This window comes from Sphaerothrix gracilis Ecp01 (assembly GCF_030405905.1).
Lineage (GTDB): Bacteria > Cyanobacteriota > Cyanobacteriia > Phormidesmidales > Phormidesmidaceae > Sphaerothrix > Sphaerothrix gracilis.
The window spans coordinates 1-13,132 of record NZ_JASATW010000054.1; the positions used below are offsets into that span (position 1 = coordinate 1).

Below are 13,132 nucleotides of genomic sequence, written 5' to 3' on the forward strand. Positions count from 1 at the left end.
ACTTCTAATAAGATCTGCTGGGGATTTTGCAGTAGCTGCTCTATGCCGTCAGCAAAGCGCACAGTCTGGCGCATGTGCTGGGCCCAATAGGTTGGGTCGGTGGCCTCGGCGGCGGTGATCCAGCTTCCCGTTACGTTGGACACATAGGGAATTTGGGGCGGATTGAGGCGAATCTTCTGCACGGCAGCCACCATGTCTGCCAGCGCTGGCTCCATCATGGCGGAATGAAAGGCATGGGACGTCTTGAGCCGCCGCTGGTCAATACCGCTTGCAGCTAGCTGCGCCTGTAGCTGCTCTATAGCCCTAAAGGAACCGGACACCACGCAGCGAGAAGGACTGTTGACGACCGCCAGCGAGAGTTCCTGATTCAGCAGCGGCTCTACTTCACCAGCGGCAAGTGAAACCGCCAGCATCGCCCCAGCCGGTAGCTGCTGCATGAGTCGTCCCCGGGCGGCAATCAGGGAGAGGCCGTCTTCTAAGGCGAAAACGCCTGCTAAACACGCCGCCACGTATTCCCCTAGGCTGTGCCCAATCATGACCTGGGGTCGTACTCCCCAGGACAGCCATAGCTGGGCCAGCGCATATTCAAATACAAAGAGGGCAGGCTGAGCGATCGCGGTTTGATTTAGATGTTGCGCCGCCTCAGCAGCCTGCGCCTCAGCAGGATACAGGAGCTGACGCAGATCGCAACCCAGGGCAGGCATGAGAATTTCTGAGCAAAGATCGATCTGCGATCGAAAAGCTGGCTCCTGCTGATAAAGTTCCAGGCCCATATTGACGTACTGCGCCCCCTGGCCGGAAAACATAAATGCCACAGGCCGCTTTGCCGCCGACCCAGCATGGCTAAGCACCTGCCTGGGATTTAGGCCAGCCAGGGCGATCGCAGCCTCGCTCGTCTCCTGGCAAACCAGCAGGCGGCGGTGGCTGAAAGCTTGGCGGCCCCGGCTCAGGGTGTAAGCTACATCTGCTAAATTCAGCTCAGGATTTTGCTGCAGATGGGTCGCCAAGTTGGCAGTGGCCTGATCAAGGGCGGTTTCAGTCTTGGTCGAAAGCAGCAGTACCTGCCAGGGGCGAGCCGCTCCAGAGGCTTCTCTGGGGGGGGCTTCTTCCAAAACGACATGGGCGTTGGTGCCGCCAATGCCAAAAGAGCTGACGCCCGCTCGCAGGGGCATGCCGTTAGCTGTCCACTCAGCTAAGCGCGTATTGACATAGAACGGGCTGTGGCCAAAATCAATTTGCGGGTTGGGGCTGTCAAAGTGGAGGCTGGGCGGAATCTGCCGGTGCTGCAGCGATAGAGCCGTCTTGATCAGACCGGCTACGCCAGCGGCGGCGTCGAGGTGACCAATGTTGGTTTTGATCGAGCCGATGGCGCAGAACTGCTTTTGCTCGGATGCCTGACCAAAGGCGGCAGTGAGTCCGGCGATTTCAATTGGATCTCCCAGGTGGGTGCCCGTGCCGTGAGCTTCGATATAGGTGACGGTCTCCGCTGCAACTCCTGAGACCGTCTGCGCTTCTGAAATTACGGCGGCCTGTCCCTCAACGCTGGGGGCGGTATAGCCAACTTTCACAGCGCCGTCATTGTTAATCGCGGAGCCTTTAATCGTGGCGTAAATATAGTCGCCATCGGCGATCGCCTCAGCTAGCCGCTTCAAGACCACAATGCCCAACCCATTCCCGACCACTGTCCCCTGGGCCTGGGCGTCAAAAGCACGGCACTGGCCATTGGGTGAGAGAATCATTCCTTCTTGGTAGAGATAGCCGGCCCGGTGGGGCACGCGAATGGAAACGCCCCCCGCTAGGGCCATATCGCATTCGCCATTGAGTAGGCTCTGACACCCCAAGTGGGTGGCAACTAGGGAGGTCGAGCAGGCCGTTTGCACACTAAGGCTCGGCCCCTTCAGATTGAGCTTGTAAGAAACCCGCGTGGATAAAAAATCTTGCCCATTTGCCAACATCAGCCGGTAAAGGGCTGCTGATTCCGACGTGTCTAAACTGGGAATCAGATTATGCAGCAGATAGGTATTGAGGCTGGTGCCCGCATAGACCGCGATCGCCCCCCCATAGCTTTCCACGTCATAGCCCGCACTTTCTAGAGCCTGCCAGGCACATTCTAGAAAAAGACGCTGCTGCGGATCGATCATCTCTGCTTCCGTCGGGCTGAAATCAAAAAATGAGGCATCAAATAGCTCGATATTGGCTAAAACGGCCTGAGCTTTGACATAGCTGGGGTGGCTTAACCAAGCGGGATCAACCCCTGACGCTAAAAGTTCTGGATCTGAGAAAAACGAAATAGAGTCTTTGCCCGCTTGCAGGCTGTGCCACAGCTCGTTGACATCTTTTGCCCCCGGAAAACGACAGGCTATGCCAATGATGGCAATATCTGAATCGCTGACAAACTGAGAAAAATCCGGCTTATCCATAACTGCACACGCTTTTTCGGACTATCGGGTTCATCTTGTTAAAGAGCTAGGGTTTGGCTCGATGTCGTTGCCTAAACTCTCGCCGCTGCCTGACAGCCGCCTGACAATTCCTGCGTCTCTCAATCCGCTCAGCCCCTTCGGTAGTAACAAAGGGCTGAGTTGGGGTCTGGCTTAAATAGTTAGCAAGTGTCTCTACGGTGGGATATTGAAACAGATCCACAATTGATAAGTTGGGCTGAGCCAGTTCTTTCAACTGGTTGTAGCTTTGAACTAACAGCAGGGAATTGCCGCCTAGCTCAAAGAAATTGTCGTGAATTCCCAGCTGGTTGACTTGCAGAACTTGTTGCCAAACCGCCGCAATCTGTTGCTCAATCTCGGTTTGAGGAGCGGCATAAGGGACGGTCAGATCCGGGCGCAGTCCTGAGGGTGCAGGCAGGAGCCGCCGATCGACCTTGCCATTGGGCGTCAGGGGCAGCGCCTCCAGCAGCACAAAGGCCGCCGGTATCATGTAGTTGGGGAGCCGTCCTTTGAGAAAACAGTAGAGTTCGCTGGTGGTCAAAGTCGGCTGTTTCGGCACAATATAGGCGACTAAACGCCTATCTCCCGGCGAGTCTTGTCTAGCCAGCACGACCGTTTCTCGGATGCCCGGATGCTGACCCAGAACCGCTTCGATCTCGCCCAGCTCAATCCGAAAGCCCCTAATCTTGACCTGATGATCAATTCGTCCCAGATATTCAATGTCACGATTGGGCAGGTAGCGGGCCAAATCCCCCGATTTATACAGATAGGTATTTGATGGGCCAAAGGGATTGGGCACGAAGCTCTGGGCGGTCATTTCAGGGCGGTTGAGATAGCCACGGCTAACCCCCGCCCCGCCGATATACATTTCTCCCGGTACACCAATCGGCACCGGCTGCCGGGCCGAATCTAAGATATAAACCTGCAAATCGGGCAGGGGACAGCCAATCACGCTGGCGCGGCTGTCTAAATCAGCCATGCGGAGGGGCCGATAGGTAACGTGTACCGTCGTTTCAGTAATGCCATACATGTTGACCAGTTGGGGAGACTGATCTCCGTGCCGCTCAAACCACGGCCTCAAGCTCTGCAACTCCAGCGCCTCACCGCCAAAGATGACTAAACGCAGCTTGAGTGAATCTGGAGCAACTGTTTCCCTGCTCAGCTCTTCGGCTTTGATTAGCTGGCGAAATGATGAGGGCGTTTGGTTGAGAACCGTGACCTGCTGGCGATGTAAGAGTTCATAGAAAGCAGAGGGCGAATGCACAACGGCCTGCGGCACAATCACCAGTTGCCCGCCATACAGCAGCGCTCCCCAAATTTCCCAAACTGAAAAATCAAACCCATAGGAGTGAAATAGGGTCCAAACATCGGTGGGCTCAAATTTAAACCAGTGCTCCGTAGCTGCAAACAGGCGAGTGACATTGTGATGACTGACTAAAACCCCTTTAGGTTTGCCGGTCGAGCCGGAAGTATAGATGACATAGGCCAGATTGGCAGCGGTAACGGTGCTGACAGGATTTTCGCAGGTCTGCTGCGTGATGACAGCTGGGTCAGTGTCTAAACAAGCCAGCCGTACCGGCAGCGCTGGCATCTGGTCCAGCAGGCTCTGCTGCGTTACCAGAATTTTTATCGACGCATCTGCAAGGATAGAGGCCAAGCGCTCTGAGGCATAGGCTGGATCGATTGGCACATAAGCGCCACCCGCTTTGAGAATTGCCAAAATACCGACAATCATCTCAGGTGAGCGATCGACGTAGAGGCCCACTAGGGATTCTGGTTCCACGCCTAAAGATTTAAGCCGATGCGCTAGCTGATTAGCTCGGTTATTCAACTCCCGGTAGGTCAAAGCCTGGGCCTCAAATGTGATGGCGATCGCATCTGGCGATCGCGCCACCTGCGCTTCAAAGAGCTGATGCAGACACGGACGGTCGGCATGGCTGGTAGCGCGATCGCGCCATCCTGCCAGGAGCTGCTGCCGCTCATCGGTTTCGAGCAACGGCAGTTCGGCAATTTGCTGCTGCGGATTGGCGACAATGGCGGCCAGCAAAACTTGAAAATGGCGGGCCAGCCTGGCAACTGTGGCGGCCTCAAACAGATCGCTGTTGTAATTGAGGACGCCCTGATACGTGCCGCCTGCCTCGTAAAAATTGAGCATCAGGTCAAAGGCAGCTCCCTGCTGCCCCAAAAGGATGGGTTCAGCCAGTAGATCTGTCTGGGCTTGGGTGCCGCCTGCCACATCGGCATGGCGGAGCTGATTCCAGGAGAAAGATACCTGGGCTAGAGGTAAAAGGCTGGGATCGCGGGTGGGCTGCAGCTTTTCGACCAAAAGTGAAAACGGGTAGGCCTGATGTGCCAAAGCGCCTAAAACCGTCTGGCGAACCTGACCTAAAAGTTGGCTAAAAGTGAGGTCTGCAGAGAGCTGAGTGCGCAAAACAACCGTATTGGCAAAATATCCCACTGCTCGCTCAAACCGGGCCAAATGACGGTTAGCCACCGGAGAGGCCACTAAAATGTCGGTCTGCTGGGTGTAGCGATACAGCAGCACCTGAAAGGCTGCTAAAAGCAGCATGTAAAGCGTCGTCCCCGCTGCTTGAGCTACCGCTTTGAGGTGAACCATCAGGTCTGCTGCTGGCTCGAAGGGATAGCAGGCTCCCCGGTAGGTTTGCACGGCTGGACGCGGCTTATCAGTGGGTAAGTTCAGAATGGGCAGCTCACCAGCTAGCTGCTGCTGCCAGTAGACCCAAAGCCGCTCGTGCTCATCCCCTGCCAGCTTTTGCACTTCCCAAAATACATGCTCTTGGTACTGACAAGGGGCTGGTAAAGCTGGGGATAGCGTCCCGGCGTTTGCCGCCGCATAGAGCTGACACAGTTCGGCCATGAGCAGCTCTAGCGATCGCAGGTCAACGGCAATATGGTGCGCCGTCACTAGCAGGACGGGGGCCTTGACGGCGTGAGCGTCTCTAACCCCAGGCTGAACCCTTAAATTTGCCCGTAGGATAGGCCCTCGGCTCAAATCTAGGGGACGCTCGGCTGCCTGGGTCAGCCACTGACGCAGCTCGGCTTCACCCCCATCCGCGATCACTTGAATCTGTAGCGGAATTGTCAGATCCGGGTGAACCACTTGAATCGGTTGACCGTCTTGCTGCGCGTAGGTGGTTCTTAAAATTTCATGCCGTTTAGCTAAGTGCTCAAAAGCCTGTTGCAGAGCGCGTATATTCAAATCTGGCCGCAGACGAGCTGCATAGGCAACATTGTAGGCCGCGCTCTCTGGGGTCAACTGGTTCAAAAACCAGAGAGCTTGTTGATTATGGCAGAGAGGATATTGTCGATAGCTTGATTTCTGATTTGAGCCTATCTCTGGTCCGCTGCCCTCAGGTGACGGCTGCTTAACTGCAGCAGCGCTGGCATCGAACCGGGTCTTCGGCAGTTTCTGGCAGATCTGAGCCGACAGGCTGCTGATACTCTCACCGCCGATGAGCTGCACAACCAGGCTTTCCGCCGAGAGGGGACTCTCCGCCTCCGGGGCTGGCTGTAGCCCGCAGAAGCGCTCCTGCAGTTCTGCGGCAATGGTAATCGCGGTTAATGAGTCGAGGCCCAAATTGATCAAGGGCTGATCGAGCCTAATTTCGCCGGGATCGAGCTGAAGCTGTTCTGTTACCCGGTCGCGGAGCCAGATCGAAATTTGCGTCGGGGTCAGTGGCTGAGGGCTGGAAACCAGAGGTGATTCTGCCTGTTCTGCGGGCTGCGCCGGAGGTTTAGAGCCGTTTTGCACCTGCGTAAACAGGGAATCGATTTCAGACGCCAATTGCTTAAAGTGAGTTTTATCTTGGGGATTGGCGCTCCAATCGGCGATCGCGTTTAACTGCCCCTGTTTGAAGAGGGTCCGACAGGCGCGGCGCTGAACTTTGCCGCTGGAGGTTTTGGGTAGGCTGGCTGTTTTAAGCAGAAAGACGGCATACACCTGCAGGTCATGCTGTTCGGAAACAGCTCGACGAATCGCGTCGAGAACATCTGCAACCGGCAGCTTGCGCAGATAGCTGCGCTTAACTTCCTGCACCACAATCAGTCGCTCCTGACCTTCTACTTCAACAGCAAAAGCGGCTCCACAGTTGGCTCGTAAGGCCGGATGACTCTGCTCTACCGTAAGTTCAATATCTTGCGGATAGTGATTGCACCCCCTAATGATGATCAGATCCTTCAGGCGCCCAGTCATAAACAGCTCGCCTTCCAGCCAGAATCCCAAATCTCCGGTTCGCAAAAATGGACCTTCTTGGGTATCGGCTAAATGAGCCTGAAATTCTGCTTGCGTCTGTACCGGGTGGTGCCAATAGCCTTGGGCAACGCTATCGCCTGCGACCCAAATCTCGCCTACGGTCCCCTCAGCACAAACCGTCAGTCGCTCAGGATCAACGATGACCAACTGCTGTCCCAGGTGAGGATGACCGCAGCCAACAACGGCACGGGCCGTCCTTTGTTCTAGAGAGGCGGCAGCAGAGACGACAGCAATCTTGTGCTGAGCCAGCTCGGACTCATCGATCCAGCGAACAACCGGAGAAGCTGCCTTGTCTCCACCGGTCACAATCAGGGTATTTTCGGCTAGGCCATAGCAGGGATAAAAGGCCTGATAGCGAAAGCCAGCAGGTGCAAATTTAGCTGCAAAGCTTTCTAGCGTTTGGGCCCGAACCGGTTCCGCCCCGCTAAAGGCCACCTGCCAGCCGCTGAGATCAAGCGCAGCGACCTGTTCTGGGGTCACCTTTTGACACAGTAGGTCATAGGCAAAGTTGGGGCCACCGCTGGTTGTGGCCTGATAGTGAGAAATAGCCTGCAGCCAGCGTATCGGTTTTTGCAAGAAAGCCACTGGCGACATCAACACCGTTGGCGCACCGACATACAGCGGTTGTAAAATTCCGCCGATTAGTCCCATGTCGTGATAGGGGGGCAGCCAGGACACACCAAGGCTCTTGACCGTATCGCCAAAGCATTGCTGAATCAGGGCAGAGTTATGCAAAAGATTTTGATGGCTGATCATGACGCCTTTCGGCATTCCGGTAGAGCCAGACGTATATTGCAGAAAGGCGAGGTCGCTGCTAGCGATGGCTGGCTCCTGCCAGCGGTTGGCAATACTTAGATCAAGCCGGTCGGTTGAGAGCCACTGCAGCCGTTCCAGCCCGTTACCCTGGCCAAAAGTTTCCTGTATATTGGCCAAAAGACTGGCAGATGTCAGCGCTAACCGGGCCTGAGCGTTGACCATGATGGCCTGTAGCCTAGACAGTCTGCGGTTTTGACGCGGCGGATAGGCCGGAACAGCAATAACGCCGGCATACAAGCAGCCAAAGAAAGCGACGATAAATTCTAATCCGGGTGGATAGAGCAGTATGGCTCGCTCACCTATGGCCTCAAGCTGTTGCAGATGGGCCGCGATCGCGCGTGCCTGACTGTCTAGCTCTGCGTAAGTTAAGCTTTCCTCCTGGGTTTCACCATCTACTAAAAACGTATAGGCACGCTGCTGAGATTGCTCAGTAGCTCGGTAACGCAGGAGTTCTATTAGGGTAGAAAAGTGAGTTGTTAGCTGAAAGAGATGATTGACCATTGCAGTGAACCTGCAGATTCTCGTGGATTTTTCCAAATGTGCAGTTCAAGACAGCGTGTTTTACGAAGCAATCAGTTGAAATTGGAGCGGTTAAATCAGTCTGGGATTAAAACTAAAGCTTGTCTGAAAAAAAGTTTTCACAAACGAAAATCCAAAAGCAGAAAAAATTGACAAAACAAAAGCTGAACAGGCAACCCAGGTATAAGCATTGCGCAGAGATATCCAGCCTAAATTTTGCTGTCGAGCTTCATTTTGATAACAAGCTTAAGAATCTTATATTGACAAAAAATGCAAGATTTAGACCTCCCAAGTATTGCGTTTTTGCAGACAACTTGAACTGGCTTTGCTTGAATTCAGAGAGTACGTGAAACTTTTAGAGAAGTCTCTTAAAAATTATTATTCACGATCAGTATTCGGCCCCAAATAAACTCAGCATGTCCCCATTGGAGAGCCTATGTTTATTTAAGGCAACCTGCTTGGGTCAATAGAAGTTGAAGAATTCTGTATAGCTGTTAAATGACCCATCAATTAAACATAAGTGTATGCTGCAACCGAAAAATAGATCAGCATATTTAATTTATTTAATATATTTTCCGTTGTTAAAGACAATATAAAGTTTACTTAAAGTTAATGTAAAGCTGAGATCTAACTTTCTCTATCTCAGCCCTATATGCGAGAGATAGCAAGGCTTTAGTGAAATAGGCTGTCAGTAAAAACTAGAAGTATAAAAAGATCGCTTAACAATTGAACACGGAAAAAGTTTGACTAATTTAACTTAGAGGATCCTTTAAAGAGATAAATCTGCATGTCAAAATAGCGAAAATTTGCTGTCGCTCTCTGTCTCGCTACGGTGACTCTGAAACAAGCAGGTAACACGCTGCTGAGAGCGGGCTAGGAGGGCGATCGCTGACAGAGAGATGTAGGGGAACTGCAGATGATTCAGCATTGACTACCGACTCCACGACAATCCAGTCAGACTCCTCCAAAACAGGGCTGAGTGGAACAGTTGCATCGGGGGGTAGTCCCCCTCGCCCCGTAACGAATAGGCGGCTGACGTGTTCTTCGGTCATTAATGCTGTCTGACAAGAGCGGCCTACCAGCTGGGAAGTATCCACAAAAATCACAGGAAGATCAACCGCGTCACGAGTGGGGTCAAGGCCCAAGTTTGTGGTCGAAATAATGCCGCTGCTACCAAATTCGGAGCTAGCGTCAATATCGTTGGTTCGGTTTCCGGGTACTGCTGGCTGGATTCGGAAGCCGAAGATACCCGCGGCATTAATCTGGATAAAACCGCCGTCACCCCCTTCAGCGCTAGCAATGATGTCATTGCCATTAACGCCGGGGCGTCCCCCAACCACAAAGCCTTGACCTGCATCAATGAAGACATTACCGCCATTGGCATCTTCAAATGCGCGAGCAGAAATCAGGCTATCCCCTTGCATCAGTAGCAAATCTACCACATTGAGACTGATATCTCCATTTGGATTGTCTCGGCAAGATATATTTTCAAAGCAGCGTACTTCAGAAACAGACAAAACTTCTGAATTGTTGAGATAAACAACTTCTCCTGATAGACGAGTGAGCGCTTCTCTTTCTAGAATTCCTACAACATTATTTCGGATTCTGCTGTCAATGACTGTGATATTACCTTGAGCTTCAATAGAAACCGCACCTCCTGAAAAGAATTGAGGCGGTCTTATTCTATTTGTTTGCTCAAAAGCCTCATCAGGCGGCGGTGGACTGTCTAATCTGTTTGTAGTTGTTAGTATACTTCGATCGATAGAGATATTTTGCGGTGTTGGAGCCAAGAGGACTGTTTGAATCTGCTCAGCGTTCTCAACCAAGAAAATCCAAAAAGCGCCTGGACCTACTGTTAAATCTGAACTCTGACGGGTTTCAGAGTTACCGAGTAAGATTTCGCCTGAACCTCCAGCGGCTGAAATATTTGTATCGTTTACACCTATATAATTCTGCCCACTAATCCGAATCAAACCGGCCAAAACATTGCCAGAATCATTAGCTTCTATGTCAGTTCGATCTAAGACAACTGAACCTTGAATAGAGAGAATATTGATTTGACTTAAAGAATCAGCCAAACTATCATCAGGTGAATCAATAAGACTATCATTACTTGTAATAAGACTGTTATCAATAGATACACTATTGTTTCCACTAATCGTCACTATGCCTGCAACGCTATTCGAATCAAACGCACTTGCTGTGATTTGACTTTCACTAATAGAAACTTCATTAGTGGCTGTGATTTGAATAAGCCCTGGGTTATTAAGTAAATTGCTGTTACTGTCAGCAATATTATTAACACTATTCACATTACTGCTTTCAATAAAAACTGAATCGCCTTTTATAAAAGTGGTTCCGGAAAAAGTGATTCCAGAAGAACTAACTTCAGAACTGAGTGTGCTATCTAAAATTCTAATATCTTCACTTGCCTCCAAAACTAATTTTCCAGATGTTGCTAGTAACATACTGTTTTCTAAAGCAAGATTTCTATAAGTTTGAAAAGTGATCGAACCCGCTGCTAGCTGCAAATCACCACCCACTGACAGAGTAGCCCCATCGATCAGCATCGCTGGAGCATCCGGGCCAATTTGAATCCCCGGTGTCACGCTTACGGCAACGAGAGGAGCCAGACCAGGATTTGTAGCGCTAAAGATCTCGTTATCGAATAGAAAGCCATCGCCAGTTGTGGCTACAAAAGAGCCGGATATATCCAACTGAGCATCTGGGCCACACACAATGCCATTCGGATTGACGAAGAACAGATTAGCCGAGCCATCTACCCCCAAGAGGCCATCAATATTAGAGCCGTTGCTACCAGTCACTCGACTCACAATATTTTCAACATCGGCTGGGTTAGCAAAATAAACAGATTGGTTTTCATTGACATGAAACTCTTGAAAACTGTGGAAAAGATTAGCGCCTTGGGCAACACCATCAGTAATCCGAAGATTCAAGTCGCTACCATCAACCTGATTGACTACCGATTCCTCGATTACGGGCGTAAGAGAATCATCTAGACTAAGGTCAGGAATAATCTGAGCCCTAACAGGTAAGCTAATAGCTTGGAACATCAAACTAAAGCTTAAAGTGGCGGCTAATTTACCTGTAAAATAGCTAAACTGGCGAGTCCAAATCATGATGAAAGAATCTCCTCAGCGATCGCATTCACCCGCCAATCTTTCACTTATATTCCTCTAACCACTTGAGGTGACTCAGCAGCTAGCAATAAATTTCAGGAGAAAACTATTATCTGTGGCGAATCAGCGAATTGTAGCGGAGATAAAACGCTGTCTTAGCCTAAGTGTATAACAAATACTTGATCGGTCTTAGTGAAGATCTAGTTTTGAACGCGTTTATTGAAATTTGCTTACAAAAATTGATCATTCAGGTTGCGACAGCACCAGATCGTGATTGAACCGATTGATGTATTCCCAACAATGACGCCTTTAAAGTCACCGTTTATGACCCGTGACCAGCGAGCACACCGTCGCTTAACTTGGGCACAACGATGGAATCGAAGTGCAATCATTCATAGCTGCTCATTAGCAGGTTAAATTGTTTGGAATTTCCTCAGTCGTGCTGGATTGGCTCAGAAGCTTGAGACCTAGACCTGCTGTAATAATCTGAACCCCATTGCGCATCTCGTGGGCCAAAGAGGTAACTGACATTTCACACGTTGACGATGGCCCACATATCGACTGAGCGAGGCCGGCCCGCGGGCTTGGCTGGCAGAATCAAAGGCTCTATCAGCTCAAGCTGTTCCCGCGTCAGGTTGCTTGTGTATGCCTTACTCATAGCTCTCACGGTGCTGTGACTGTTCAACTTCAGCTTATCCGTGTGAGCTTTTCTACGTCAGTTTTGACTTTTCATACAGCCTCTAAACAAATTTGAAGGCACTATGCGCCAAAGTAATCTCTGAAATGCCTTCTAGAATACCAATTAGCTCATCTGAGGTGCTAACGCCTTGAGAACCATCACTATCTCTGTAAATCTGAGTTCCAGCAGCCGTAATCCCCAGCACGTAATCCTCTGCTATGCCACTAAGCTGAATGACATCTGCTGAGGAGTCAAAATCTGTAATCAGGGCATAATCTGCAAGTCCTGGTAGCAAATCATTGCCATCGTCATAAAAGATCTGGCCCGTTTTACCCAACACAAAATAGTCAGTTCCTTGGCCGCCCGTCAAACTGTCTATTTCACCAGTACCCTGTTCTGTACCCTGTAAAACGTCATTGCCATCATCTCCTAGCAGCACATCATTGCCTGACTGACCTAACAGCTCATCGTTACCTGATCCGCCTTCTAGCCGGTCGTTTCCAGCAGCGGCATAGAGCTGATCGTCACCGCTATCACCAAAAAGCCGATCGTTGCCGCTGCCGCCAAAGACTTTATCGTTATCTTCACCCCCAAAAAGCTGGTTGCTGCCAGCAACGCCGTAGAGCTTATCCCGCCCTGTGCCACCATAAATTTGATTATTATCGCGGCTACCAAAAAGATTATCGTGACCGTCGCCGCCCTCTAGCCAATCATTGCCGGCATCCGCGTATAGGCTATCGTGGCCGCTACCACCAAAAAGTCTATCGTCCCCAAGACCGCCAAAGAGTGTATCGTGACCATTACCGCCGTAAAGGCTATCTATGCCGTCGCCGCCTTGGAGCTGATCGTTGCCGCTGCCCGCGACGAGACTGTCGTTGCCGACACCGCCATCTAATACGTCGTGACCAGCACCCGCGTTTAGAGTATCGTTGCCTTCGTTACCAACCAATGTATCGTGACCGCTGCCAGTCGTTATTTGATCATTTCCCTGGCCAGCTTCGACATAGTTATCTCCGCCAGTCGTGATTATGACGTCATGACCATCCCCGCCAAAAAGCTGGTCGTTACCGTCACCACTTTGCAGGCGATCGTCTCCTCCATGACCGAACATCTTTACAGCTTGTCCAGTAGAAGAGGTAAAGGTATCAGCACCAAGGTTGCCTTGAATCTCCTCAAGAGCAACGGTATCCAGGTTGAGAGTAATGCCTGTAACGCCTAGATAGATACCAATATCATAACCACTGCCTCCATCAAGCATATCGGCAGC

4 protein-coding genes and 1 pseudogene are annotated in these 13,132 nt (G+C 51.2%); all 5 read right to left on the reverse strand.

Annotated features, from left to right (window positions below; translation table 11 throughout):
• On the reverse strand, positions 1-2,420 hold a 2,420-nt coding region (locus QJQ48_RS26880; RefSeq protein ID WP_346294311.1), incomplete at its 3' end, for a type I polyketide synthase.
• Between the two features lie 46 nt (positions 2,421-2,466).
• Complete coding sequence (locus QJQ48_RS26885) at positions 2,467-8,028, reverse strand: amino acid adenylation domain-containing protein (RefSeq protein ID WP_346294312.1); 5,562 nt, start codon at positions 8,026-8,028, stop codon at positions 2,467-2,469.
• Between the two features lie 845 nt (positions 8,029-8,873).
• The gene (locus QJQ48_RS26890) at positions 8,874-11,186 is read right to left on the reverse strand and encodes a two-partner secretion domain-containing protein (RefSeq protein WP_346294313.1); all 2,313 of its coding nucleotides are present in this window, start codon (positions 11,184-11,186) and stop codon (positions 8,874-8,876) included.
• 538 nt (positions 11,187-11,724) lie between these two features.
• A pseudogene (locus tag QJQ48_RS26895) lies at positions 11,725-11,844 on the reverse strand (transposase); the annotation flags it as partial.
• An 82-nt stretch (positions 11,845-11,926) separates the two neighbouring features.
• A partial coding sequence (locus tag QJQ48_RS26900) for a calcium-binding protein (protein ID WP_346294314.1) occupies positions 11,927-13,132 on the reverse strand: 1,206 nt, incomplete at its 5' end.